Origin of the sequence: Buttiauxella sp. BIGb0552, from assembly GCF_004366275.1 — a bacterium.
Lineage (GTDB): Bacteria > Pseudomonadota > Gammaproteobacteria > Enterobacterales > Enterobacteriaceae > Buttiauxella > Buttiauxella gaviniae.
The window spans coordinates 323,706-347,819 of the sequence record NZ_SODY01000001.1; the positions used below are offsets into that span (position 1 = coordinate 323,706).

Annotated in this window: 26 protein-coding genes and 1 tRNA gene; 14 read left to right on the forward strand and 13 right to left on the reverse strand. The window is 46.1% G+C overall.

Annotated elements, in window-relative coordinates:
- Positions 1-68 precede the first annotated feature (68 nt).
- Positions 69-539 carry a hypothetical protein gene (locus EDF88_RS01545; RefSeq protein WP_134182422.1) on the reverse strand — a complete coding sequence of 157 codons (471 nt, stop codon included), beginning with the start codon at positions 537-539 and terminating at the stop codon, positions 69-71.
- Between the two features lie 245 nt (positions 540-784).
- Here EDF88_RS01545 and EDF88_RS01550 point away from each other — a divergent pair, with 245 nt between their 5' ends.
- The gene (locus EDF88_RS01550) at positions 785-2,404 is read left to right on the forward strand and encodes an ABC transporter substrate-binding protein (protein WP_134182424.1); all 1,620 of its coding nucleotides are present in this window, start codon (positions 785-787) and stop codon (positions 2,402-2,404) included.
- Positions 2,405-2,494: 90 nt separating this feature from the next.
- Here EDF88_RS01550 and EDF88_RS24635 read toward each other — a convergent pair whose 3' ends face one another.
- Together EDF88_RS24635 and EDF88_RS01555 are read right to left on the reverse strand one after the other, a co-directional pair.
- Positions 2,495-2,593, reverse strand: coding sequence for a YoaK family small membrane protein (locus EDF88_RS24635; RefSeq protein ID WP_151993583.1), 99 nt, complete (start codon positions 2,591-2,593; stop codon positions 2,495-2,497).
- A 13-nt stretch (positions 2,594-2,606) separates the two neighbouring features.
- Entirely contained in the window at positions 2,607-3,695 is a 1,089-nt protein-coding gene (locus EDF88_RS01555; RefSeq protein ID WP_243839580.1) for a GGDEF domain-containing protein, read from the reverse strand.
- Between the two features lie 217 nt (positions 3,696-3,912).
- Here EDF88_RS01555 and zntB point away from each other — a divergent pair, with 217 nt between their 5' ends.
- Positions 3,913-4,896: a zinc transporter ZntB gene (gene zntB / locus EDF88_RS01560; RefSeq protein ID WP_134182428.1), complete on the forward strand. Its 984-nt coding sequence runs from the start codon at positions 3,913-3,915 to the stop codon at positions 4,894-4,896.
- A 463-nt stretch (positions 4,897-5,359) separates the two neighbouring features.
- Here zntB and ttcA read toward each other — a convergent pair whose 3' ends face one another.
- On the reverse strand, positions 5,360-6,295 hold the full coding sequence (gene ttcA / locus EDF88_RS01565) for a tRNA 2-thiocytidine(32) synthetase TtcA (protein WP_134182430.1): 936 nt from the start codon (positions 6,293-6,295) through the stop codon (positions 5,360-5,362).
- 652 nt (positions 6,296-6,947) lie between these two features.
- Here ttcA and EDF88_RS01575 point away from each other — a divergent pair.
- The 4 genes from EDF88_RS01575 to EDF88_RS01590 all read left to right on the forward strand — a co-directional run bounded on the left by EDF88_RS01575 (position 6,948) and on the right by EDF88_RS01590 (position 10,566).
- A tRNA-Gly gene (locus tag EDF88_RS01575) sits at positions 6,948-7,022 on the forward strand.
- Between the two features lie 164 nt (positions 7,023-7,186).
- A complete protein-coding gene (locus EDF88_RS01580) occupies positions 7,187-8,377 on the forward strand; it encodes an integrase arm-type DNA-binding domain-containing protein (RefSeq protein ID WP_134182432.1) in 1,191 nt (396 codons plus the stop codon).
- Positions 8,378-8,478: 101 nt separating this feature from the next.
- Positions 8,479-9,720, forward strand: a complete 1,242-nt coding sequence (locus EDF88_RS01585; protein ID WP_134182434.1) for a DUF3644 domain-containing protein — start codon at positions 8,479-8,481, stop codon at positions 9,718-9,720.
- Positions 9,721-9,774: 54 nt separating this feature from the next.
- Positions 9,775-10,566, forward strand: a complete 792-nt coding sequence (locus tag EDF88_RS01590; protein ID WP_134182436.1) for a Cthe_2314 family HEPN domain-containing protein — start codon at positions 9,775-9,777, stop codon at positions 10,564-10,566.
- 205 nt (positions 10,567-10,771) lie between these two features.
- Here EDF88_RS01590 and EDF88_RS01600 read toward each other — a convergent pair whose 3' ends face one another.
- Both EDF88_RS01600 and EDF88_RS01605 read right to left on the reverse strand, forming a co-directional pair.
- The gene (locus tag EDF88_RS01600) at positions 10,772-11,023 is read right to left on the reverse strand and encodes a DUF1471 domain-containing protein (RefSeq protein WP_099462172.1); all 252 of its coding nucleotides are present in this window, start codon (positions 11,021-11,023) and stop codon (positions 10,772-10,774) included.
- Between the two features lie 123 nt (positions 11,024-11,146).
- Positions 11,147-11,938 carry an SDR family oxidoreductase gene (locus EDF88_RS01605; protein WP_134182438.1) on the reverse strand — a complete coding sequence of 264 codons (792 nt, stop codon included), beginning with the start codon at positions 11,936-11,938 and terminating at the stop codon, positions 11,147-11,149.
- Positions 11,939-12,086: 148 nt separating this feature from the next.
- On the opposite strand from EDF88_RS01605, the gene EDF88_RS01610 reads away from it, so the two are divergent.
- Positions 12,087-12,980, forward strand: coding sequence for a LysR family transcriptional regulator (locus EDF88_RS01610; RefSeq protein WP_034498209.1), 894 nt, complete (start codon positions 12,087-12,089; stop codon positions 12,978-12,980).
- A gap of 34 nt (positions 12,981-13,014) precedes the next feature.
- Here EDF88_RS01610 and EDF88_RS01615 read toward each other — a convergent pair whose 3' ends face one another.
- Together EDF88_RS01615 and EDF88_RS01620 are read right to left on the reverse strand one after the other, a co-directional pair.
- Positions 13,015-14,004 (reverse strand): aldo/keto reductase, encoded by a 990-nt coding sequence (locus EDF88_RS01615; RefSeq protein ID WP_134182440.1) that lies wholly within the window; start codon positions 14,002-14,004, stop codon positions 13,015-13,017.
- 26 nt (positions 14,005-14,030) lie between these two features.
- Positions 14,031-14,882, reverse strand: coding sequence for an aldo/keto reductase (locus EDF88_RS01620; protein ID WP_134182442.1), 852 nt, complete (start codon positions 14,880-14,882; stop codon positions 14,031-14,033).
- 202 nt (positions 14,883-15,084) lie between these two features.
- On the opposite strand from EDF88_RS01620, the gene EDF88_RS01625 reads away from it, so the two are divergent.
- The 4 genes from EDF88_RS01625 to EDF88_RS24845 all read left to right on the forward strand — a co-directional run bounded on the left by EDF88_RS01625 (position 15,085) and on the right by EDF88_RS24845 (position 17,106).
- Positions 15,085-15,453 (forward strand): nuclear transport factor 2 family protein, encoded by a 369-nt coding sequence (locus EDF88_RS01625; RefSeq protein ID WP_134182444.1) that lies wholly within the window; start codon positions 15,085-15,087, stop codon positions 15,451-15,453.
- Positions 15,454-15,484: 31 nt separating this feature from the next.
- The gene (locus tag EDF88_RS01630) at positions 15,485-15,988 is read left to right on the forward strand and encodes a GrpB family protein (RefSeq protein WP_050321641.1); all 504 of its coding nucleotides are present in this window, start codon (positions 15,485-15,487) and stop codon (positions 15,986-15,988) included.
- Positions 15,989-16,276: 288 nt separating this feature from the next.
- Positions 16,277-16,894, forward strand: coding sequence for a dTMP kinase (locus EDF88_RS01635; RefSeq protein WP_064519604.1), 618 nt, complete (start codon positions 16,277-16,279; stop codon positions 16,892-16,894).
- A 134-nt stretch (positions 16,895-17,028) separates the two neighbouring features.
- Positions 17,029-17,106, forward strand: coding sequence for a DUF6434 domain-containing protein (locus EDF88_RS24845; RefSeq protein WP_243839581.1), 78 nt, complete (start codon positions 17,029-17,031; stop codon positions 17,104-17,106).
- Positions 17,107-17,161: 55 nt separating this feature from the next.
- Here EDF88_RS24845 and EDF88_RS01645 read toward each other — a convergent pair whose 3' ends face one another.
- On the reverse strand, positions 17,162-18,019 hold the full coding sequence (locus EDF88_RS01645) for an oxidoreductase (protein WP_076707535.1): 858 nt from the start codon (positions 18,017-18,019) through the stop codon (positions 17,162-17,164).
- Between the two features lie 95 nt (positions 18,020-18,114).
- On the opposite strand from EDF88_RS01645, the gene EDF88_RS01650 reads away from it, so the two are divergent.
- Positions 18,115-19,035 (forward strand): LysR substrate-binding domain-containing protein, encoded by a 921-nt coding sequence (locus EDF88_RS01650; protein WP_064519216.1) that lies wholly within the window; start codon positions 18,115-18,117, stop codon positions 19,033-19,035.
- A 124-nt stretch (positions 19,036-19,159) separates the two neighbouring features.
- On the opposite strand, the gene EDF88_RS01655 is transcribed toward EDF88_RS01650, so the two are convergent.
- Positions 19,160-20,149 (reverse strand): NADPH:quinone reductase, encoded by a 990-nt coding sequence (locus EDF88_RS01655; RefSeq protein ID WP_134182446.1) that lies wholly within the window; start codon positions 20,147-20,149, stop codon positions 19,160-19,162.
- Between the two features lie 129 nt (positions 20,150-20,278).
- Here EDF88_RS01655 and EDF88_RS01660 point away from each other — a divergent pair, with 129 nt between their 5' ends.
- On the forward strand, positions 20,279-20,653 hold the full coding sequence (locus tag EDF88_RS01660; RefSeq protein WP_134182448.1) for a helix-turn-helix domain-containing protein: 375 nt from the start codon (positions 20,279-20,281) through the stop codon (positions 20,651-20,653).
- A gap of 358 nt (positions 20,654-21,011) precedes the next feature.
- On the opposite strand, the gene EDF88_RS01665 is transcribed toward EDF88_RS01660, so the two are convergent.
- Positions 21,012-21,839, reverse strand: a complete 828-nt coding sequence (locus EDF88_RS01665) for an SDR family oxidoreductase (protein WP_134182450.1) — start codon at positions 21,837-21,839, stop codon at positions 21,012-21,014.
- Positions 21,840-21,879: 40 nt separating this feature from the next.
- Positions 21,880-22,314 (reverse strand): nuclear transport factor 2 family protein, encoded by a 435-nt coding sequence (locus EDF88_RS01670; protein ID WP_134182451.1) that lies wholly within the window; start codon positions 22,312-22,314, stop codon positions 21,880-21,882.
- A 185-nt stretch (positions 22,315-22,499) separates the two neighbouring features.
- Between EDF88_RS01670 and EDF88_RS01675 the strand changes: the two genes are divergently transcribed.
- Entirely contained in the window at positions 22,500-23,405 is a 906-nt protein-coding gene (locus tag EDF88_RS01675; RefSeq protein WP_134182453.1) for a LysR family transcriptional regulator, read from the forward strand.
- 39 nt (positions 23,406-23,444) lie between these two features.
- On the opposite strand, the gene EDF88_RS01680 is transcribed toward EDF88_RS01675, so the two are convergent.
- Entirely contained in the window at positions 23,445-24,032 is a 588-nt protein-coding gene (locus EDF88_RS01680; RefSeq protein ID WP_064519238.1) for an NAD(P)H-binding protein, read from the reverse strand.
- Between the last annotated feature and the right edge of the window lie 82 nt (positions 24,033-24,114).

A 24,114-nucleotide genomic window follows, 5' to 3' on the forward strand; every position in this document is an offset into this window, starting at 1 on the left:
CGTTATTAATATCAGTGTTTAGCAAAAATCTCATCTGAAACAAATAGCCGCCAGGCCATAGTGCTTAATCAATGAGCAGGGAGGTCTTTTTCCCCGTAAAGGTCATTGGCAATCTCATTCTCAAACGGAACAAGCTGAGTGCACGGATAGACATGTGAACCTAGTGCCAGGCTATATTCCATTCCTTTCAAGTTGGCCACGGCTCCGCCCCATACAACCGCTGGGCGATCATTTTCCAGAATGACCAGAGTTTTGGACAAACTATCATAATTAACCGGCTGATATTTATCATATTGCTTGTTACTGGTGTTGTGAGAAGTGAAGAGATCGATATTGCCAGTCTGATTGTTTTTCAATCCAAGAATGATTCGCCCTTCGTCGGAACCTTCCATTTCAGCAATCTGAACAACAATCTCTTTACCACAAGTCTGATGCAAAGAGGCTTTCAGATTACCCAGCATTGCTGGTGTTGGTTCTGCTGCCCATGCTGTGGTAATACAACTGATGAGTACTGTAAAAAGGAGATGTTTGTGTGTCATTTTCTTTCCCTGTAATTGATTGTGGTTTTTGGTGCGAATCATACGAGAAAGGCAAAACAAAAGATGATATAAAAAATGCGTTTAGACAGTTGAAATGAAAAATTCAGACAATTGCTATTTTCATCTATTCGCTTATGTAGGGATGCTATTTTTCTTATTGGCAATACAAGTAATTGCGATACATTACTGGTCAGTTCTGGGCGTGATACGTCCCTCTCTAAAAATTAACAACTACAGGGTCACTCATGAGAATACCTTTTCGTATAACGACTTGTGCATTAACGCTTACGTGCCTGTTTTCTCAAGCCTGGGCTGCGGATGTTCCCGCGGGTACTAAACTTGCCGCCGACCAGAGTCTGGTGCGCCATATCAAAGATGAGCCTGCGTCTCTTGATCCAGCCAAAGCAGTAGGGTTACCGGAAATTCAGGTAATCCGTGATCTTTTTGAAGGGCTAGTGAATCAAAACGAGAAAGGGCAACTCGAACCTGGTGTTGCGACGAAATGGCAAAGTAATGATAACCGCACCTGGACCTTTACTCTGCGTGATAACGCGCGTTGGTCCGATGGAACACCTGTAACCGCGCAAGATTTTGTATATAGCTGGCAGCGTCTGGTTGACCCTAAAAACACCTCACCATTTGCATGGTTCGCAGCTCTTGCAGGTATTAACAACGCGCAAGCCATCATTGATGGAAAAATGCCTGCGGATAAGTTGGGGGTGACGGCAGTTGATGCCAGAACGCTACGAATTCAGTTGGATAAACCAGTACCGTATTTCCCAAATCTTACGGCCAATTTCTCGTTCTACCCGGTTCCTAAAGCTGTAGTTGAGAAATTCGGTAACGACTGGACTAAGCCTGGTAACCTGGTGGGTAACGGCGCATACGCACTTAAAGATCGCATCGTTAACGAAAAGCTGGTGGCGGTACAGAACCCTCATTACTGGGATAATAGTAAAACAGTTATTACCCAAGTGACGTTTATTCCGATCAACCAAGAATCTTCGGCAACAAAACGTTATCTGGCGGGGGATATTGATATTACTGAATCTTTCCCGAAAAACCTCTACCAGAAATTGCTAAAAGATATTCCAGGTCAGGTTTACACCCCACCGCAGTTGGGTACGTATTATTACGCTTTCAACACCCAAAAAGGCCCGACTGCCGATCAACGAGTGCGTCTTGCTCTGAGTATGACCATTGATCGTCATATAATGGCTGAAAAAGTGCTGGGGACAGGCGAAAAACCTGCGTGGCGTTTTACTCCGGATGTAACCGCTGGATTTAAACCGGAAACTTCGCCATTTGAGCAAATGAGCCAGGAAGAGGCCAATGCACAGGCGAAAACTTTATTGCAGGCCGCAGGCTACGGACCGACCAATCCGCTTAAACTCACCCTCTTGTACAACACCTCGGAAAACCACCAGAAGATTGCTATAGCAGTGGCTTCAATGTGGAAGAAAAATCTGGGTGTGGATGTGAAGCTGCAAAACCAAGAGTGGAAGACATATATCGATAGCCGTAACACCGGTAACTTCGATGTTATCCGCGCTTCATGGGTAGGTGACTACAACGAACCGTCTACCTTCCTGTCATTGTTAACTTCATCCCATAGCGGCAATATCTCACGCTTCAACTCGCCGGAATATGACAAAATCCTGCAGCAAGCGAGCCAGGAAACTACGGATGAAGCGCGTAATAAAGACTACAACCAGGCTGAGAAAATCATCCAGGAAAAAGCGCCAATAGCGCCTATCTATCAGTACACTAATGGCCGTTTAATCAAGCCATGGTTGAAAGGTTATCCAATTAATAACCCTGAAGATGTCGCGTATAGCCGCACGATGTATATCGTGGCTCACTAGATTTAGCCCATCCTTCAGTAATGCCGGTCAGTTACGCAACTGACCGGCTCTTTGAACATATATTCTTTACCATCTCTGTGGTTTGCTTTATCAAGAAGCGGATGTCGCGTAGCCACCAGCAATAAACCAAGTGATGAATACAATCGCTGCAACAATGATTGCTATTGGAAACAGTACGCCAATTTTCATTTTTCTCTCTTTGCTAGTGTTGGTACGTTTGCCACCGGTTGCGGCCATTTTCTTTTGCTTTATACAACGCGGCATCTGCTTGTGCGATAAGGCGTGTCGCGGTGGTTCCAGGTATCAGAGTGGCAATACCGAGACTGATAGTAACATAAGGCATTATGGGTGAGGCTGCGTGTGGGATAGAGAGTGCCTGTAGGTCCCGTCTGATTCGTTCAGCGACTTCAATTGCCTGCTTCTCCACCGCATCTGGCAGCAAAATAATAAACTCCTCTCCGCCAAAGCGAGCAACAGCATCATGTATTGAACGAGTAGCCTCCACCAGACATTGAGCGATTTTCACCAGACACTCATCACCAGCCTGATGGCCATAATGATCGTTGTACTTCTTGAAGTAATCGACATCCAGCATAACCAATGAAAGTGGCGTACCGCATTGTTGTTGGCGCTGCATAGCCTTTTCTAGAAGAAGATGAAAAGATCGACGATTGGCAATACCGGTAAGTGGATCGTTATTCGCCAGGTCTTGTAGCCGTTTAATCAATTCTCTATTTTCTTGTTCACGACTAATCGCCAACACAAACCAACCGCGCAAGATTCGACGTCCCGACTCAAAAAGACCCGCCAGAAGTAGATAGAGCAGCGCGTTCAGTACGGTCAGATCAGATGGATAAATAAAATTACAGACCAGAATCGAGATCCAGATTGGCAGGGTGAAACTCAGTAGCACTCGGCCATCAAAATAAAGTGAAATTAGCGCAGTGAAAATCAGCAAGGCAGCGAACGGGAAAACAATCCGCGAATCGCCGCTCGCCAGAAATACATAAAAACATCCTACCCATAACGCGCTGATACAAAGCAATGCTCCGTACAGAAATTTGCTTAACCACTCAGCATGTTGATCGTGCGCCATGCGCAAAATGAAAATGGCTGATGATGAGGCTGCGAGAATTAGCCCCATAAGAATTTCCAGTATGGGTACTGACGCCGTAACGCTGGCGATTTGCAGCGAGGGTGAGAAGTAATGCCTGCCTAAAATAAATAAGCAGAACAACAAATTAATCCATAGAAACCACGGGCCACTGACAGTGATTGCCCGTTGGCGCATGGTCTTTAGGCGAAGGTCTAAATTGGGTGAAGCCCTACGTCTTTCTGACAAACATCATCTCCGAATGCCGCGAGGCATGATTGGGTCTAAAAAACTGCGGAAATGTAACATTTTTTATTCAGCAAATTCAGCGTGTTTGCATATTTTTCCGAGTTACATAACAAATGAAGACAGCTAGACTGACAACAATATTGTGGTAACACGTGGAGATAATGCAGTGGAAACCATTAAGGGATACCAGTTAAATGTGCCGGATGCCGTGTTTGCCTGGCAATTGGATGGTAAAGGCGGTGTCGATACCATAGAGGATAACGATACCATTGATGCCGAACATCCTGGTTGGTTGCATTTGAACTATACCAATAGTGCCAGTGCAAATTGGCTGGCAACGACGCCGTTGCTGCCAAATTATGCTCGTGATGCCCTGGCGGGAGAGAGCGTTCGTCCGCGAGTTACGCGCATAGGCGAGGGGACTTTGATTACGTTGCGCTGCATTAATGGCAGTACCGATGAACGCCCGGACCAACTTGTTGCCATGCGTTTATATATTGATGAGCGGCTTATTGTGTCAACGCGCCAGCGTCAAGTTTTGGCGCTCGACGATGTAGTGAATGATCTTAAGGAAGGCGCCGGCCCACTCGATTGTGGAAGCTGGCTGGTGGATGTTTGTGATGCGCTGACCGATCACGCAAGTGAGTTTATTGAACAACTACATGACAAAATCATCGACCTTGAAGATAACTTGCTAGATCAGCAAATTCCGCCGCGTGGTTTCCTTGCTCTACTGCGTAAACAGTTAATCGTCATGCGCCGTTACATGGCACCTCAGCGAGATGTTTATGCGCGCCTTTCGAGTGAGCGTTTACCCTGGATGACTGATGATCATCGTCGTCGTATGCAGGATATTTCCGACAGGTTAGGGCGCGGGCTTGATGAAATTGATGCTTGTATCGCCCGCACTGCGGTTATGACTGACGAAATTGCCCAGGTTATGCAGGAAGCAATGGGAAGAAGAACCTACACCATGTCACTAATGGCGATGGTTTTTTTACCCAGCACTTTTTTGACAGGGCTATTTGGTGTGAATTTGGGCGGTATTCCTGGCGGTGGCTGGCATTTTGGCTTCAGCCTATTTTGTATCATGTTGGTGGTTCTTATAGGCGGTGTTGCCTGGTGGTTACATCGTAGTAAATGGCTGTAAAATTTAACATTTTTAACATGCTGCAGGTTAAAAAAGGCTGCGTTAGTTGAGCAAGGTCAATAAATGGAACGCCGGTTCAAGGCAATATCTCTCTCGCAGGTGAATGCAACGTCAAGCGATGGGCGTTGCGCTCCATATTGTCTTACTTCCTTTTTTAGAATTACTGCATAGCACAATTGATTCGTACGAGCCGACTATTAGTCGGCTTTTTTTTGTCTGCAATATGTGGTCTATGCTTAAAAGGAGTATTTAAAGGAGGCAATGATGACTGTTTATCGAAGATTAGAGATGAGTGACCCGTCGTTTCCGAGTGAACCTACCCCAGTACCTGATCCGATCCCCAGACCTCAGCCGATACCAGACCCACCACTAGATCCCGACCAAAGACCGATTATCGAACCACCACCGCATAGTTAGCGTTGAGGTTTCCCTCTCTCTCAGGCGAGAGAGAGGGAAGGTATGACTATTTGATTTCGAGGATATCGAGGCGTTGAATTGGCGTTTCACTGTCATCTTCTTCTGGCTGCCAGCCAGCAGGTTGCATCGGCAACTCTTCGCGGTCGAATGCTAAATCTCCGCCATTAACGACTTCAGCACCGTGTTGCAGCCCTTTAAAATCGAACAGTTCCGTGTCACACATGTGCGAAGGCACAACGTTTTGCATGGCACTGAACATGGTTTCGATACGGCCTGGATAACGTCTATCCCAGTCACGCAGCATTTCACCAATGACCTGGCGCTGTAGATTCGGCTGCGAACCACACAGATTGCAAGGAATGATCGGATATTCACGAGCAATTGCAAAACGCTCAATGTCTTTCTCACGGCAATAAGCCAACGGACGAATGACGATATGTTTCCCGTCATCACTCATCAGTTTTGGTGGCATACCCTTCATCTTCCCGCCGTAGAACATATTCAGGAACAGCGTCTGAAGGATGTCGTCACGGTGATGACCAAGAGCGATTTTCGTCGCACCCAGCTCAGTCGCTGTACGGTAAAGGATGCCACGGCGTAAACGAGAGCACAGAGAACAGGTAGTTTTGCCTTCCGGGATCTTATCTTTAACGATGCCGTAAGTGTTCTCTTCAACAATTTTGTACTCAACACCAATGCTTTCCAGATAGGCAGGCAGGATATGTTCAGGGAAGCCAGGTTGTTTTTGATCGAGGTTAACGGCCACCAGGCTGAAATTAATCGGCGCGCTTTGCTGTAAGTTGCGTAGAATTTCCAGCATGGTGTAGCTGTCTTTGCCGCCTGACAGGCAGACCATAATACGGTCGCCTTCTTCAATCATATTGTAATCGGCGATCGCTTCACCCACGTTACGACGCAGGCGCTTCTGTAATTTGTTCAGGTTGTATTGATCTTTCTTTGTAATATCTTGTTTATCTTGCATTTTATTGATTTGCCGGTTGTTTCAGGGGCACCACAGGGGCACAGCCTATAGCGCGAGTTTTTGGTTTAGCATGCCGAACCGATCGCCGTTCATATCCTGTATCCAGGTTGAATCAATGTCATAAACCATTTGGGTATTTCATGGCCCATCTGGCAGGCGATAAATGACGGGTTTCTTCCCGTTGTAAGTATCCAGCATGCATAAGTGTGGCGTGTATGGTACGGATTGCCACCGCGAATGCCAGCACGTTTTACAGCTGCGTTCCATTCGGGCTCAATTGACGATAGTGAATAGTAAAGTTTTTGCTCATCCAGCCAGATTCCGGGAACAAAAATGAAGCGTATTTGTTGCGGTTATCTCTTCCTGTATTCACAATGATGAAATATGCGGACTCTCTTGCTTAGTTGGCTTATTTTTGCGCAATTGTAGTTATAATAATCAGTAGCGTGAAAATACCACCTAAATAAATACATATAGATTGCATGGGTAATTTCACTTATGTATTATGCCGCGCCGGCCGTTAACCCTCTCCAGAGTGTGTGATTATTAAATCGAATTTGTCGGTAGTATTACCAAACCGCCACTAGCTCATCGGGAAGAGCGGCAATCATAGGTTGTAGTACGGGGTTCGAGGCTCCGGTGGCGGACCAAAGCGGTCATCGTATAATGGCTATTACCTCAGCCTTCCAAGCTGATGATGCGGGTTCGATTCCCGCTGACCGCTCCAAACTCAAGTCTCCTGAAGTCTACCAAACTCAATTTTCCCTTGATAAGTCAGCAGTTATAGCATTCTATTAGTCTATTGAACTCAATTGTACTCCCCCAGGGTCAAGCTCAATGTGGGGGTATGGATGGGGGTATAATTGTACCCCCTGCTGAGAGGTACCCCCTATGAAGTTGACTGCTCGTCAGGTTGAAACTGCAAAACCTAAAGAGAAACCCTACAAACTCGCTGATGGTGGTGGTCTTTACTTGTTGGTTAATCCCAACGGTAAGAGATACTGGCGTCTCAAATACCGTTCGCTAGGCAAAGAGAAGCTGCTCGCGATTGGCGTTTACCCCGATGTTTCTTTAGCTGAAGCCAGAAGTAAGCGTGAGGATGCTAAAAGGACATTAGCGGCTGGCAACGATCCTTCTCTTGAACGCAAAATTGAGAAACTTAGTCGTCAACAGGACGCAGAAAATTCGTTTGAGGCCATCACTCGGGAGTGGTATCAGCGTCGCTATGATCGCTGGTCTGTCTCCTATCGTGAAGAGATGATGAGAACCTTTGAGACGGATGTGTTTCCATATATCGGTCACCGGCCAATCAAAGATATCAAGCCGATGGAGTTGCTTGCTGTTCTTTCAAAGATAGAAGCACGAGGAGCAACTGAGAAGGTCCGTAAGGTTCGTCAACGTTGTGGCGAAGTCTGGAAGTATGCCGTTGTGACTGGCAGGGCCGAGTACAATCCAGCGCCTGACTTAGCCAGTGCCGTAACTCCTCATGAGAAAAAGCATTATGCTTTTTTAACCCAGGACGAATTGCCAGAGTTTCTTCGTATCCTGCATACCTATGCTGGTAGCGTGCTTGTTAAGTTATCCATGCAGCTGCTTATTTTGACCGGAGTAAGGCCCGGAGAACTGAGACAAGCAGAGTGGCGGGAATTTGATTTTGAGCGAAAGGTTTGGAACGTACCAGCAGAACGCATGAAAATGCGCCGTCCTCATCTGGTTCCATTATCAAGCCAGGCAATTGACTTGCTTAATCAGCTTAAACCCATGACGGGAGCAGGAGCGTTGTTGTTCCCTGGACGTAATGATCCCAAGAAACCGATGAGTGATATGGCATTGACTGTGTTGGTAAGGCGCATCGGCTATGCCGGACGCGTTACGGGGCATGGATTCCGTCACACGATGAGTACCATTTTGCATGAGCAAGGATTCAATTCGACCTGGATTGAGCTACAGCTGGCTCACGTCGATAAGAACTCTATTCGTGGGACATATAACCACGCTCAGTACTTGGAAGGGAGAAAGGAGATGATGCAGTGGTATGGCGAGTTGTTATCTTTTATGTGTGATGTAAGTACATTAAAATAATATAGTAAGAATGTACAATGTCTTTTTATTTGTTTGCGAAAACATTTTTGCAGACCTATCTAAAAAGACATTTATCTTTAAAAGTTAAATAGGGATGTTGTATGAAAAAACATGATCAGGTTGATAAGGCTTTTGATTTTTTAGTAGGAAAGGAAAATCGGCAAGAATTTTTTACTATTGCTGAGTTAGCAGTGGCTACTGGTTGGAAAGTTCAGACATGTAAAACATATCCAACTAAAAGATGGAGTAAATATATATCAAGGGATGGCGCTCAATATACCACACTTGGATTAAAATACTTAAGTAAGGAAGACTTCAGAAATCTTCATAGTCAGAAGAGTGTTGAACCGGCCAAAAGTGAGCGAAGCATTAATTTAAAAAAAGCAAGAGAGTTCGCTATGCTTGCTGTTTCTGTTTACAATAATCCATTTACAGAGTTTAAAACTCATGGTTTTATAGTTAATGTAGTTATAGCATATACATCATTATTTCATGCTATATTCGCAAAAAGAGGTGTTGATTATTTTTACTTGAATGATGATGGTTCTCATAAAATTGTTGATGGTGACAAAAAAGAGTGGGAACTGAAAACCTGCTGTGAAAAATATTGGCTTGGAAGAAATACCCCAGAAAAATCGAATGTGTTTTTTTTAATAGGTTTACGTAATATCATTGAGCACCGAGGTCTCCCTGAAATAGATACACTAACTTTTGGTGAGTGCCAGGCTTCAATAAATAACTTTGAAGATATTCTCATTAACGAATTTGGTGATGAAAATGCTTTAATGGTAAACTTATCTCTTGCAATGCAACTTACAAGGATGTCTCAGCAAGCGCAGATCGACGCTTTGAAGAAAGTCCAATCAAAAAATTTCACTATTGTTAAGAAATATATCGAGGATTATAAAAGAGACTTGGAGCAAGAAATATTAGAAAGTCAACAGTATCGACTCAGAGCTTTGTTAGTCCCCTTGATAGGTAAAAAAGCATCAAGTACTGATATTTCTATAGAGTTTATCAATGTTAATAATCTCACCGAAGATGAACTTGAGAAATTTGATACTGGTATTGCTTTCATCAAAGGAGTGGAAAATCAATTTAAGTTGAAACCTAAAAAGGTAGTTGAGTTGGTTCAGAAAAAACATAAGTCTTTTAATCTTAGTACTCATGCAAAGTTTTGGAAGCATTTTGATGTCAGACCATCTCATGTAGATAAAACTCTAAAAGGGAAGTATTGTGGTTATATCGAAGGTTTTGATGGGTATTTATATAATCAAGAATGGGTGCGTAAAATACTAAGTGTTTATTCTGATAATAAAGAGTTGGATAAGGTGTTAGGCTGACGTTAGAATAAGATGTTTTTTTTGGTTTTGCCTTTAACTTTAGCGAGGCTTTTCATGAAAGATGATTATTATTGGTGGGATCGGGAGGGGGCCGCTTTCAAAGGGGTACTTTATGATTCGATTAATACATATTTTCTGTATGATCATTCCTACTCCGATTGGAATGAGTTCTCTAAAGCTGATCCTCATATGGCATATGCGCATTTAACCTATATTAGATTTAACGCATTAGAACAACAATTCGTAGATTTAAGAGTTATCCCTCAAATGCTAGGGGTTAATAATTTGCCATTGGTTTCAAAAGTAAAAAATATAAATCGATATGATTGGCTTAAGGCAATTGTTGATTTGGCATTATTTAGATTCTCAAGTCTTCGGGATATAACCTTTCATTTTGTTAATGAGGTTTTGGAACTTAATATTCCAGATCACTCTTTAAATATTAAACAGTTCGGTAAGATTATTAAAGACACTCATGCTGATATATTAAGTAACTTAAAAATACTTGATTCCTCTGGTGGCCCTCTTCGTATAGATAGAAATACAAGAGCTCATAAGGGATTCTGTAATTTATATACTGATGATGATGAGATGTTTAAGAATATGTCGTGGATGGAGGACTATGGATCACGCTTAGAAGGATATGATTTAAATGCAGTATATGAAAAATCAAGAGATAAGATATACGATATTGTAGTTAATGAAATACAAAGTGCTCTCTCTTCTTGTAAAAATATTGTCGATGATCTTTATTTTTATTATAGAGACAGGCATGAAGAGCTATCTATAAAGACCAGGAGTGGTGTATCTGCACATTTCTATAATTATCATAGAAAGAAGGAATAACTAAATTATTTTACCTGTACAAAAATCCGCTGAAGATGCCACCTGGAGTATCCTGCCCGCGCAGCAACATCCTCTATCTTCAGCGGCTTATGCAAGTTTGAATCAATCCATTTAGTTATCTCATCGATGATGTCTTCTGTTCTGAACATAAATTGACGCTCACTATAAGAGGGCTGTGATACATCCTGTTCAGGATGCTAATGATTTACTTATAGATTTCAGCAACCCCATGTAGCTTGTTATCCCCCGTTGTCGACAGGATTTTGAATGACGTTGCCCCTTGCTCATCAGCCTTACGAGAAAGCGTATTCGATAATTCATCAAGCGTATAGGCATTGCTGGCTGAGACTACACCTAACTTTTCTTTCCCATCTGCATGGTTAATTTCCTGAGCGGCAGATGCAGCATTCACTGCAATAAATCCCATGACCAATGAAGTAATAAGTAGTGATTTCATATATAATACCTCTTTTAAAATTTATGTTTGAAACTGGACTCGTATCAGGGGAACTATCCTCTCTGTACATTCAAATATACAAACCTAAGCTGTCATGAGACTGACCGCTATATGACAAAATTGTCAGGGTTGTAGATTGGTTAATTTTTTTGAATACAGGTTCAGCTCGTTAATAATGCAGTCAGGTTCTTCACGCAGAGGCATATTGTCTATGTCCAGAACCCCATCATTTTTTTGTGGATCATCAGTCTGCAGGTCTGCAAACAGTGGGGTAAGATCCTGCTGTGCTTCTCCTGGTATAGCCACCAGCTCGAACGTTTTATTTCTTGCCGCGTCGTTAGTCAGAGCACTGACCAGAACCTGGGCTATTTGCTCCCGGGATATCACACCATCTTCCGGTGTTCCTGCATGGCGACGATCTCCCTGAAGCATAACGATTCTGTGTTCATCATCATTGTTGTAATCAAACCAGCCGGGCCTGACGATGGTATAGGGATGACCACTCGCCCTTACCAGACGCTCGGCACGTCTTTTCCAGTCATGAACCTCAGTGCGTTGATTCCAGGTGCTGAGTCGTTCAGTCACGCCAATTGTGGTCATTAGGCCGATACGAACAGGCGTATCCTTGAATATTCGTAAAATATTGCGCACTCCGCCGTAATCTACCGCTCTGGCACCAATACGACCCTGACCATCGGAACCGAGAGTGAAGATGATGGCATCAATATTTTTCGGCAAATCGGTGAGCGTTTCAGGCATTGAAACATCGCCGTAAAAAACATCCGTTCCACGAGGAAGTAATTTTACTTTGCGTTTATTTCTGACCAGAGCGACGGTCTGATGGCCCATTTCAATAACGGTATTCACGACATGAAGACCAATACTTCCTGTCGCTCCTGCAACGAGTATTTTCATGATAAACCTTCTGATAATTCAGACTTATTTTCGATACGGTCAGAATATCAATTATCATTATTGTCAGTAATAGGGCTAAAATGATTGTGTCTATGAACACCCTTCATGAGTGTGCGATGAAGGGAATGCCTCCATAAGGAAATCGCCGATGCTCAAAGAAAACTTCAACGAACTGCAAATCTTTCTTGTGGTGGCAAGGGAGCGAAGTTTTACCAAAGCAGCGGGCAAACTGGGCGTTTCTCAGTCTGCACTCAGCCACGCGATGAAGGCCCTGGAGGAAAGGCTGAATATCCGCCTTCTGACCCGCACTACCCGAAGCGTTGCCCCTACAGAAGCCGGTGAAAGAATTATTGCCTGCCTTGAACCCCGTATTGCCGATCTTGAACAGGAGCTCGAATCGCTTGTTCAACTGAACGGCACTGCCTCCGGCAATATCCGTTTATCTGCTGGGGAGCATTCCGCGCGAAGTCTGGTATGGCCGAAGTTAAAATCCTTCCTCAGGGAATATCCGGAAATCAATCTCGAACTGGTGGTTGATAACGGTTTTGTCGATATTGTTGAGGGGCGTTTTGATGCGGGGATCCGCCTTGGCGAAAGCGTAGATAAGGATATGATCGCGGTGAGGATTGGACCGGAAATGCGTATGGCAGTGGTGGGAGCACCGTCCTATTTTGCCGCTAGCCCCGTACCCGAAACACCGCACGAGCTACAAAACCATCGGTGTATCAATATGCGCCTGCCGACTGCCGGTGGACTTTACCATTGGGAGTTTGAGAAGGATGGGAAACCGTTACGCGTCAGAGTGGAAGGGCAGGTAACGTTTAATCTGCAGGCGGAAAGAATTGATGCGGCTTTATCCGGTTTTGGCATCGCCTGTATACCTGAAGACAGGGTGCAGGATTATATAAAGTCAGGAGAGCTGATTCAGGTTCTGCAGGACTGGTGTCCGTCTTTCCCCGGATATTATCTTTACTACCCGAGCCGTAAGCAGCATCCGCCCGCTTTTGCGCTGATGATCGATGCGCTTCGCTACCAGGAATAACGGGTCCGCCAATCTCAGCGGACCCGTCCGGATATTAACGGCCTACGCGGGCCTGGTGCTCAGGAGAGTAACGTTCGCCGACGACTTTAATTGTTTCAAGCGCCTGGGTTATCTGACGTGAGTCATCCTGGGAAAGCATGATGTCGGCAGCCCCCAGGTTTTCCTCAAGCCGGTGCAGTTTGGTGGTGCCAGGAATAGGAGCAATCCAAGGCTTTTGTGCCAGCAGCCATGCCAGCGCAATTTGCGCAGACGTCACGCCTTTCTCTGCAGCCAGTTCACCCAGCAATGAGACCAGCTTTTCATTGGCTTCAATCGCCTGCTCGGCGAAACGCGGCACTTGGCTTCTGTAATCATCCTTGCCAAACGTCGTTCCTGGTATAATCGAACCCGTCAGGAAGCCCTTGCCTAATGGGCTGAAAGGCACAAAACCAATACCCAGTTCCTCCAGCAATGGCAGGATCTCCTGCTCAGGCTCGCGCCACCACATGGAATATTCGCTTTGCAGTGCAGTGACTGGTTGTACAGCATGCGCCCGACGAATGGTTTGTGCACCTGCTTCGGACAGACCGAAATGTTTGACTTTGCCTTCCGCGATCAGGTCTTTCACTGCACCCGCAACATCTTCAATGGGGACATCCGGGTCGACACGGTGTTGATACAGCAGATCAATGACATCAGTCTTAAGGCGGCGTAATGATCCTTCAACAGCTTCACGGATATGCTCCGGACGGCTGTTTAAAATCTGCTGCTTGTTGTCGTCGCCAAAAGTAAAACCAAACTTGGTGGCGATGACCACGCGGTCACGAAACGGTTTTAAGGCTTCGCCGACAACCTCTTCATTAAGGAAGGGGCCATATACTTCGGCGGTATCGAAGAAGGTGACGCCACGTTCAACCGCAGCGCGAATGAGCTCGATAGCCTGACGGGTATCGGTCGCCGGGCCGTAGCCGTGGCTTAAGCCCATGCAGCCGAGCCCAAGCGCGGAGACTTCGAGTCCGGATTTACCCAGATAACGTTTTTGCATTGAATGAACACCTCTTTTATCGAGACTTAAACATCAAGTTTGCGGCCAGTCAGCCATTCCACCATCGCCGGATCGCGGTGAGAGAAGAAGGCGCTGGTTGCGGTGTCGAGGGCGGCAATTTGCAGCATATCTTCAGAGCTGAGTTCAAAATCGAGAATGTGAATATTCTCTTCCATTCGTTCTTTTCGCACCGATTTGGCCAGTGAAACGATGCCTCGCTGGAAGATCCAACGCAGTACAACCTGGCCCACGCTTTTGCCGTACTTCTGACCAATTGCCGTTAACACGGGATGCTGGAACAGGCCATTTTTACCCTCAGCAAACGGTGCCCAGGCTTCCGGCTGAATGCCACGGCTTTGATTCCATGGAACAGCATGCAGCTGCTGGTTGAAGGGGTTAACTTCAATCTGGTTTACCGCAGGGGCAACTTTGTTGAAGGCGATAAGGTCGGCCAGTCTGTCAGGATGGAAATTGCTGACACCAATGGCGCGAATTTTGCCTGCCTGCTGCAGTTCTTCCATAGCACGCCATGCCCCATGGACATCGCCATAAGGCTGGTGAATCAGATACAGGTCGACGTAATCAAGTTGCAGCCGATTCAGGGAGCGTTCGAACTGTGCTTTAGCGCCTTCGTAATTGGTATCCTGTAGCCAAAGTTTGGTCGTTACAAAGAGTTCGTTACGGGCAATACTGGTCTGTTTCAGTGCGTTCCCGACCTGGGTTTCATTCTGGTAAGACGCAGCGGTATCGATCAGGCGGTATCCTGTATCTATGGCATCAATAACGGCTCTTTCGCATTCTCCGGCATCCGTCATCTGGAAGACACCAAAGCCCAGCAGGGGCATTTCAATACTGTTGTTCAGTTTTACAGTTTGCATGACGTTATCCTTCAGCTGTTGTGTAGGAAAAGCATAACGCAAACTGATTTATTCGATTAGATGGGGTAATTAGCTAGGGTTTATTAGATTTGTTCATTAATTTAGAGGGGCTGAAGGTCGGCTTAGTGCCAGAAGCGGAAGTAGCGCATGAACTGTTATGGTAAATTTGAACGTCCGGCTTAATCACTTGAGGATAAGCAGAATGCTTCTGGAGAAGCTCAGATTGCTTGAGTGCAGCCTTCACGGCGACAGGCGCAATGATCGGGAGTGGCTGGAACTGATTCTTCATCCTGAATTCCGTGAAATCACCCGGTCAGGTGTGACGGTCGACCGGTTAGAGACCATTGCGTCGCTGCTAAGGGAAAAGGCTGCACCGTATATTCTCAGCAGCGATTTCCGTCTTACGGAGATGGGCTGCGGTTACGCTCTGCTTCACTATCGGACGTTTTACGCTGATGGGGGCCATCATGCATTACATTCCTCTTGCTGGATTTGTTCGGATAAGGGCCAGTGGACTCTGTTTTTTCACCAGGGAACGCCGGCTACAGGCAATGCCGGGGTTCAGGGTTGAGTTGCACACTTAGGACAGAGAGAATGTGTTTATGCGGAAGATTATTGTTGTGCCATACGATGATAGATGGCCTGAGATGTTTGAAGCTGAAAGTTTACTGATAAAAACATTGCTCGGTGGAATGGCTAAAGATGTCCATCATATTGGAAGCACGTCAGTTCCTGGTCTCTCAGCAAAGCCCGTAATTGATATGCTACTTGAAGTTTCCGACATCAATGAATTGGATAAGTACCATTCAGCAATGACCCAAGCCGGGTATGTTGCTCGCGGTGAGAATGGGATTGCGGGGCGCAGATATTTCATTAAAGGTGGTGATCAGCGTAGTCATCAAGTCCATGCGTTTGCAGTCGGAGATATGCAGGTATTGAGACATCTTGCTTTCCGTGATTATCTTCGAAGAAACAAAGACATTGCAGAAGAGTATGCTGAGATAAAACACGCAGCTGCATTACTCAGCAGGAACGATGCTCATCGCTATAGCGCCCTCAAAACGAAATTTATAGAGCGTCATCAACAACTTGCGCTAGCTGTCTGAGAACGATTGAGATTGAGTTCGTTGCCGGGAGGGTATGTTCAATAATGATGAATTCACTGAGTAGTCATCAGTCAACGTCTGCTGTTCGCTCACAGCGGACGTTTTCCAACTACCACTGCGGAGAAAATGGAAACCGTCATTCTTGCTGCACTTGAAGTCTAAGTGTTCCAGTCATTCGAACCGACCACATTAAAACGAAGGGTTAGTCAGCGGTTCATACGAAGGAAATGAGATGTTTTTGCCAGATGCAAGCTTTACAAAAACCGTATATCAATCGTCATTTGAAGAATGAGACGTCAATTTTTTGTTTCTCTGGATGGGCCCAAGGGGGCCGGTAAAACCACATTGCTGGAGGCCATTACGAAAGTACTCAGGGCTGACAACAAGAAGGTCATCCGGCTTTGCGAGAAAAAAAGCGATCCTTACAGGGGCGAAACAATGGCCCTGGTTAACAAGCTCGCCAGAAATCCCACTCTGGATTTGGAACGGGAGGTTTGTGAGCGCCTTGCAGATAGCCGTGCCTGGATTTCCAGGCATGTGCTGACTAAACAGCCAGTGGACTGCATTATCCTGATGGATCGCTGGTATCCGTCGGATGCCGCATTTCGCCGAATGATTCCTTTTGCAGAGATTTTACAGCTTAACATTGAACGAAACGTGCGAACGCCAGACCTGCATGTCGGGGTGGTGACTGCACCTGACATTTCATGGGCGAGGGCCGCGTCCCGTTCGCGTGGGCTGGGTAGTACGGTGATTTCTAAGCTGGAAGAGCATGTCGCTTGTACCACCGCGTTCGAGCGAGAAATAGCCAATCATGAATGGATTTTATGCCGTAATGAAGGAACGATCGAAGACGCAACGATGCAGGTAATTTCTGAGATCTACAAAGTGCCCGGATGCCCATAGGCATCGTCTTTTCCCTACGCATACCATTTATTTGACACGTATTACGCTTGTGGATAAGCGTTACAGGAACAAAAAAATGTCCGGAGTTTCCTGACTGAGCAGTGCGGGTAGACTTTCGGTTCGAAAGTAATTTTATGGCCTGGGTACGTAATGAGGTGCCTAAAACTCTGGGCGATGTGGCTGATGAGTGGAAGCGCAGGCAGTCACCATAACGCTGATATTTTAAATTCTGAGTCCTCGATGCCAAGGACTCAGTTCACAAGATCCTTAGTTCATTTCGTTCAGCTTTTCCATCACTTCATCAGATAAATTCAGCCGTGCGCTGGCCAGATTCTCCTGCAAATGTTCCGGCGATGAAGTGCCGGGGATCAGCAAAATATTCGGTGAACGTCTGAGCAACCAGGCCAGCGCCACCTGCATCGGTGTGGCCTGTAAGTCAGCGGCGATTTCATCGAGTTGCGTTGACTGTAGCGGGGAAAATCCGCCCAGCGGGAAGAAGGGCACGTAGGCAATATCTTGCTCCGCCAGTTTATCCACCAGCGCATCGTCGTGGCGGTTGGCCAGGTTATACATATTCTGCACGCAGGCAATTGGCGTCAGTTTCTGCGCGTCCTCCACCTGTTTTACCGTGACATTACTCAGGCCAATGTGACGAACCAGTCCACGTTCTTTCAGCTTAATCATCGCCTCCAGCTGCGGTTCCAGTGATCCTTCTTTCGGCTGATGAATATCCAGCATACTGCGCAGATTCACCACTTCCATCGCCTCAAGCCCCAGATTGCGCAGGTTGTCTTCCACCGCGCTGACCAGTTCCTGCGGCGTGAATGCCGTTAACCAGCCACCTTTTTCATCACGACGAGCACCGACTTTGGTGACGATGCACAGATTGTCAGCGTAAGGATGCAGGGCTTTTTTAATAAGCTTATTGGTTTCATGTGGACCGTAGAAATCGCTGGTATCAATATGATTCACACCGCTCGCCACGGCATCACGCAATACCTGAATGGCGCGGGCTTCATCTTTTACCGGACCAAAAACACCCGGACCCGCCAGCTGCATGGCACCGTAACCTAAACGTGCCACTTCGCGGTCGCCGAGACGATAAGTCATTGAGGGTTGTGACATGGGACGCTCCTTTATATGTGTTCACTGATTGTAGCGGTGCGCTGGCTGTGCAACTATCCGGTGAAATCAGGACAAACTGTACGAGGTTACGCACAATGCCGATGGATATCGCTCTGTTGCACGCGGTGGTTGAGGTGGCGAAAGCCGGTGGATTTCGTGAGGCGGCGCGGGTTACCGGCAGCAATGCGTCCCGGCTGAGTGACGCGGTACGTCGCGCCGAACAGCAGCTCGGCATCCGGTTATTTCATCGTACCACGCGCACCGTGGTGCTGACCGAAGCGGGTAAGGCATTGATTGAGCGGCTGCTGCCCGCCATGAATGAGGTGAATGCGGCACTGGATGCGCTCAACCGATACCGCCACACGCCGGGCGGTGTACTGCGCCTGAATGTGCCGGTCAGCGCCACGCGGCTGGTTTTTCCTGCCTTAGTGCCAGAATTTCTGCGGCGTTATCCCGATATTCAGCTGGAAATTATCGCCGAAAGTAATGTGCAGGATGTGTTTCGTGACGGCTGTGACGCCGGTATCCGTTATGACGAACGTCTGGAACAGGACATGGTGGCGATCCCGATCGGCCCGCGTATTCAGCGCTACGCCGCGGCGGCGTCACCGACTTATCTTGATGTCCGCGGGAGGCCGTTGCATCCGCGGGATCTGATCCCGCATCGCTGTCTGCGAGGGCGCTATGCCAGCGGCATTATGCCCGACTGGGAATTCGAGCGTGAAGGCGAAACCCTCAGCGTGCAGGTGAGCGGTCCGCTGGTGGTCAGTGTCGGTGGCGCGGTCGATCTGGCTGTCGAAGCGGCGATTGCAGGAACGGGGATCATTTATCTGTTCGAAGACTGGTTACAGCCCGCGATTACCAGCGGACAACTCGAGCCGATATTACAGCCGTGGTGGCTGTCGTTCACCGGTCCCTGGCTTTATTACAACGATCGCCGTCTGATCCCCGCGCCTTTACAGGCGTTCATTGATTTTGTGCGGGAAGATAATCTGCGCCGCGAAACGTTACTCTGAATAAAGCGTTGCCGGATGATAAGAAGAGGGCGGCGGAAGGTGCTGGTATTCGCTCATAGCAGTCCCTGCTGTTGCCTTGGGCTGCTTCGTGCCATGAGCGGACATTAAAATGATTAAAGAAGCGCTATTCCAGGCTGATTAATATTTTGCCGATAGCCTTACCCTGCTCCATAGCCTCATGACCAACGGCAATATCAACAAGAGGAAGCGTTAGCGCGATCTCAGGAGTGTATGCCTCCATTCTCAGACAGGCTGTGATATCACGGATGGCTTCATTTCGTGCTTCTTCCGGCATGGTATAGACAAATACAAAACGAAAGACAAAACCTTCAAACATTGTTTTCAAAAAAGGAATATGCAGCTGAGCCGATGGCTCTTCAGTGGCGTAGGCACTAATGACGCCAGATTTTTTCAGGCAAGTCACATCTATATTGAGGTTACTCACTAAGTCGACATCGACAATTCGATCAACACCGAACCCACCGGTTGCTTGCTTGACTCGCTCAGCCACATCTTCGGTATGCCGGTTAACAATAATATCGGCGCCAAGTTTACGAACGACATCTTCTTGCTCCGGACGACTCACTGTGGTTATAACTCTTGCCCCAGCCCATTTACTCAGAAGAATGGCTGCTGTTCCTACAGCCCCTGCACCGCCCTGAATAAGTACCCATTTTCCACGTAAATCTCCATCGGCAAACAAACAGCGGTGTGCTGTCATCGCGGGAATACCGAGGCATGCACCTGTTTCAAAAGAAATATTGTCCGGTAATACAACGGCATTTTGTGAAGGAATAACGACATATTGTGCAGCGGTTCCAAAAGCACGCCCTGATTGTGCCTCATAAACCCACACTTTCTGTCCAATGCGCTCTGCCGTAACTCCAGATCCGACCATATCAATCACGCCGGAACCATCCTGATGCGGAATAATTCGAGGAAATTTCTGTTTTGATCCCGCAAAGCCAGTACGAGATTTGATGTCAGTCGGATTGAGTCCGGAGAAGGCAATGCGGACGCGCACCTCACCTGGTCCAGGGATCGGATCGGGTAACTCGCTTATTAGCAAAACATCATGTGCTGTACCGCACTTTTCATAAAATGCTGCTTTCATTCCATTATCTCCATAAATCCCATTAAATATTTCGCCAAAGGGCTATGTGATAATCAGTCCAAGAGTATAAAATCGCAAGTAGGCACATTTTTTATATATAGGTGTATTTTTTACACTAATGGGATTGGCATGAAATCAAAACCGTTTAACTGCCCGGTAGAAGTGACCATTGCCGTGGCTGGAGGAAAATGGAAACCTCTGATTATTTTCCATTTAATGTCAGGTACTAAACGGTTTGGGGAACTCCGTCGGCTCGCAGGGAATGTATCTCAGCGTTCGCTGACGCTACAGCTTCGGGAACTGGAATCGCATGGCATCATAATCAGGGAGGTCTTCGCCGAAGTACCGCCACGGGTAGAGTATTCTTTGACTCAATACGGAAAAACACTGGAGCCCGTTCTACATGCAATGAAAAATTGGGGGGATTCATATGTGGAACGTAATGGGATTCAATGTGTTCAGCTGGAAACTCGGGACGCTAATCTGGATAGCTCTGTAAGTTAAGCGGAATCCACGCTCCATTGGTGACATTGGGCGTTAGTCCTGGCCAGAGGTGCGATGTGTACCACTCGCGATACATCCAATTGTGAATGTCTCATCGGTAAAGTGGTTACTTCAACGGCTCAATACACTGTTAGGCTAACTTCCGCTGATCGCTCATAGCCGACAGTGATCAATTTATCGGCAAGTTAGTGCCGGAAATGGGCATTGCTTAATTAAAGATATATACATCTAAGAAGTGCGAGTCATTGAGGGCTGAATATCAACGATATTAGTGACTGCTACAATCGACTCAGATCAGCGCAGGCTCCACACAGACAATATAACGCAGCCGTTTAAGCTGCGTTATAGTTAAAGCCGTTTAAGAGCTTAACTCACCATACTTATAGGATGCGGTGACACCCCCGTCGATCAAGATATCGCTTCCACTGACGTAAGTACCATTAGGTCCAAATAAAAACTCAGCAAGTGCGCCAATTTCATCTGGTGTACCACCACGGCCAGCGGGTGATTTTGAAAGCATATTTTGATAAAACTCTCCGCGTTCAGCACTATTGAGTTCATCATAGGCCAGTGGCGTATAAATAATTCCGGCACTGATGCAGTTTATTCTGGCTCCACGCTTTCCCCATTTCACGGCTTCGGCCATCACGCGTAATGCATTTCCTCGCTTGGAAATTTGGTAAGCATATAAACTGTCGTCAATATCTTTAACTAAAGGCAAATTAAGTAATTCTTCAGGCACTAAGGTTGCCAGCGCATCTGCTTCATATTGAGTAAGTGCATCAACATTTAGTCGATGACTTGATTGCGAACCAATGACAACAGCCGACCCACCTTTTGCAATAACTTTGCCAAATTCTTCAAACACTACTGCTGTACCGTATAGGTCGACTTTGATGATGTCCTGTGCTTTTGCCTGAGAAGGGGATAGCCCAGCGGTATGAATGACACCTTTTATTTCCCCTATCCCAGTGGCCTGTTTAACTAAATCCTGAATTGACTGGCGTGAACTGACATCGACATAGCTGGTACTGACTTCGAAACCGGCTCGGGACAAGACGGTTTCTGCTTCTTTGGCAACCTCAGGTTTAATATCGGCCAATAAAATATGCTTACCCACACTGACTCTACGTGCAATCGCTTGTGCAATAGAGCCGCTACCTGTAACGACAATAATCTGTTTCATAAGCATCCTCTCTGGTCTGAATTTTATACATTTTTTTAAATTATATTGGTTGAATATCAGTCCACATAAAGTCAGACAATCTTTCAGAAATTAGCCATTTACCATTGTTGAAAACATAACGGTCTTGATATCGGACACCACTTGTTTGTTTTATGCGCTGCCCATTTTCTTCTTTGATTAACACAACCTGACAATATGCAATACCTTTGGCGCTATCCCCATCAATCTCTAGTGTTTGCTGACCATTGAGATGATAAACCACCGAAAACTGCGCCAGATAACCGCTGAAGGCTTCAAGGATTTGTTGATGGCCGTTTAAATCAAAAACCTCCTTACCCTCCATCACAACATTGATATGTGCATTAGGTGTAAATAGAGCCATTTGTGCCGCAACATTTTTCTCATCAGCCAGGTTAGAAAATGTATCAACTAATTCTCTAAGTGCCAGACGGTGAGCGATCTCTTGGTTTTCCATACTTGATTCCTTAATAAATCTACAGTGACTAACATGTATGCCGGGGTAAGGGGACTTGATTCGCTGTTCTAATAGAATTGATTATCCTCCCATTATTATCATCGGTATATGAATTAAATGTGCTTTCAGAATTCATTTTTTAAACATAATATGACGACTCACTCCCCACTATCATGGCCACTTCTATGCTGGACAAACTTGAAGCATTAAAAATTTTTTGCACTGCCGCAGAGACACTGAAGTTCAGAGAAACGGCGGTGCGTTTAGGGGTCGCCCCGCAACTTGTTACCCGGGCTATTTCTGAACTTGAAAAACAGCTCGGTGAAATGTTGTTTTTGCGCAATACCCGACAAATGAGATTAACTCCTTTTGGTCAAAGGTTTTGGCCAAAAGCAGAGTTGTTACTGTCGGAAAGTGAGGCTCTGTTTACTGCACACCAAAATCACAGGCTCGAAGACATGTCCGGCAGCGTGCGCATCACTCTTCCGCCACTTTTTGAAAACCAGGATATTTTACGGCGTTTGTTTCGGCATCTGATGAATTATCCGCAACTCAATATCGAATGGTTACCGAGCGATGTACATCTCAATATTATCGATGAGCAAATAGATATTGGGATCAGAATTGGCGCCGTCCCGGATAATCGTTTTATAGTAAAAACAATACGTCCTGTTGGTGTGAATATTGTTGCTACACCAGATTTAATAGAGCGAGGCGGGATGCCAGAATCTCTGCGTGAACTGCAATTTAATCACCCCCTCAGTGCGCTAAATAACAGTAATTCTGGCCGCGTCTGGCCCTGGCAATTTGCGGATGGCAGCAGCTTTTTTCCGGTCCAGCCGTCGTTTATTGCTGCAGACATTCGGAGTGAATTATCCGCAGCATTGGCTGGCAGAACTTACAGCCAGTTACCCGATATTTTAGTCAGGCCATTTTTACAACGGGGAGAGCTGGTCAATATTTTTCCCGAATTAAATTATCAACCCTGGAAGCTATATATTTTCCGTCCGCACCAGCCTTTACTTCCTGCGAGAGTCCGTCTTGTCTTTGATTTATTAACGGAAATTCTAAAAGAGCTGTTCAGAGATTGATATTGATTATGGTTTGCGCGAAGATCTTCCCAATTTGAATTATTTGATGCGGGAAATCCCCAGGCTCTCATGTAAATACAAATCAGGGGTCATCACCATGCGGTTAATTAAATCAGAGATACTTAGCCGAGATACACTCGTGCCCTGAAATGGGTCACCTTTATGAGTGAGCGTATAATCCACATCGCTGCTATTGGTAAACCAGCCGGGGCGAATCAGTGTGTAATCCAGTCCAGAATATTCCACAACCTCCGCTGATTCACGGTACGGGGCAAGAATATTTCCGTACTTTTCACCCGGCACTTCGTCGTAAATACCCATTGAGCTAATAAAAATCAATCGTTTGACGGCGGTCGCTTTCATCGCTTTTACAACGCTTACGGCTTGTTCCTGCATGTTACCTGCCAGATTGGCATAAACGATATCCTGTCCAACCATCGCGCCTTCAAGGCAACGAGAATCGAGCACATCCCCTTCAATTATATTTACCCTTGAAGGAGCATGGTTTTTCAATCGTTCGGCCCGCCGTAAATAGAGTGTCAGTCGGGCTTCACTGTTATCCAGTAAATATTGGGTTGCTACGCGAGCGAGAGAACCGGCGGCTCCCAGAATCAAAACGTTGGTCATTCTTGTACCTCATCAATCAACATAGGCAAATTGTAATGAGGATGATTATGATTGTATGTGGATTTATTTTGCATTTAGTATT

Coding starts and splice junctions, on each gene's coding strand:
- EDF88_RS01545 (WP_134182422.1), bottom strand. CDS start 539: ATGACACACAAACATCTCCTTTTTACAGTACTCATCAGTTGTATTACC.
- EDF88_RS01550 (WP_134182424.1), top strand. CDS start 785: ATGAGAATACCTTTTCGTATAACGACTTGTGCATTAACGCTTACGTGC.
- EDF88_RS24635 (WP_151993583.1), bottom strand. CDS start 2,593: ATGAAAATTGGCGTACTGTTTCCAATAGCAATCATTGTTGCAGCGATT.
- EDF88_RS01555 (WP_243839580.1), bottom strand. CDS start 3,695: ATGCGCCAACGGGCAATCACTGTCAGTGGCCCGTGGTTTCTATGGATT.
- ttcA (WP_134182430.1), bottom strand. CDS start 6,295: ATGCAAGATAAACAAGATATTACAAAGAAAGATCAATACAACCTGAAC.
- EDF88_RS01580 (WP_134182432.1), top strand. CDS start 7,187: ATGAAGTTGACTGCTCGTCAGGTTGAAACTGCAAAACCTAAAGAGAAA.
- EDF88_RS01585 (WP_134182434.1), top strand. CDS start 8,479: ATGAAAAAACATGATCAGGTTGATAAGGCTTTTGATTTTTTAGTAGGA.
- EDF88_RS01590 (WP_134182436.1), top strand. CDS start 9,775: ATGAAAGATGATTATTATTGGTGGGATCGGGAGGGGGCCGCTTTCAAA.
- EDF88_RS01600 (WP_099462172.1), bottom strand. CDS start 11,023: ATGAAATCACTACTTATTACTTCATTGGTCATGGGATTTATTGCAGTG.
- EDF88_RS01605 (WP_134182438.1), bottom strand. CDS start 11,938: ATGAAAATACTCGTTGCAGGAGCGACAGGAAGTATTGGTCTTCATGTC.
- EDF88_RS01610 (WP_034498209.1), top strand. CDS start 12,087: ATGCTCAAAGAAAACTTCAACGAACTGCAAATCTTTCTTGTGGTGGCA.
- EDF88_RS01615 (WP_134182440.1), bottom strand. CDS start 14,004: ATGCAAAAACGTTATCTGGGTAAATCCGGACTCGAAGTCTCCGCGCTT.
- EDF88_RS01620 (WP_134182442.1), bottom strand. CDS start 14,882: ATGCAAACTGTAAAACTGAACAACAGTATTGAAATGCCCCTGCTGGGC.
- EDF88_RS01625 (WP_134182444.1), top strand. CDS start 15,085: ATGCTTCTGGAGAAGCTCAGATTGCTTGAGTGCAGCCTTCACGGCGAC.
- EDF88_RS01630 (WP_050321641.1), top strand. CDS start 15,485: ATGCGGAAGATTATTGTTGTGCCATACGATGATAGATGGCCTGAGATG.
- EDF88_RS01635 (WP_064519604.1), top strand. CDS start 16,277: ATGAGACGTCAATTTTTTGTTTCTCTGGATGGGCCCAAGGGGGCCGGT.
- EDF88_RS24845 (WP_243839581.1), top strand. CDS start 17,029: ATGGCCTGGGTACGTAATGAGGTGCCTAAAACTCTGGGCGATGTGGCT.
- EDF88_RS01645 (WP_076707535.1), bottom strand. CDS start 18,019: ATGTCACAACCCTCAATGACTTATCGTCTCGGCGACCGCGAAGTGGCA.
- EDF88_RS01650 (WP_064519216.1), top strand. CDS start 18,115: ATGCCGATGGATATCGCTCTGTTGCACGCGGTGGTTGAGGTGGCGAAA.
- EDF88_RS01655 (WP_134182446.1), bottom strand. CDS start 20,149: ATGAAAGCAGCATTTTATGAAAAGTGCGGTACAGCACATGATGTTTTG.
- EDF88_RS01660 (WP_134182448.1), top strand. CDS start 20,279: ATGAAATCAAAACCGTTTAACTGCCCGGTAGAAGTGACCATTGCCGTG.
- EDF88_RS01665 (WP_134182450.1), bottom strand. CDS start 21,839: ATGAAACAGATTATTGTCGTTACAGGTAGCGGCTCTATTGCACAAGCG.
- EDF88_RS01670 (WP_134182451.1), bottom strand. CDS start 22,314: ATGGAAAACCAAGAGATCGCTCACCGTCTGGCACTTAGAGAATTAGTT.
- EDF88_RS01675 (WP_134182453.1), top strand. CDS start 22,500: ATGCTGGACAAACTTGAAGCATTAAAAATTTTTTGCACTGCCGCAGAG.
- EDF88_RS01680 (WP_064519238.1), bottom strand. CDS start 24,032: ATGACCAACGTTTTGATTCTGGGAGCCGCCGGTTCTCTCGCTCGCGTA.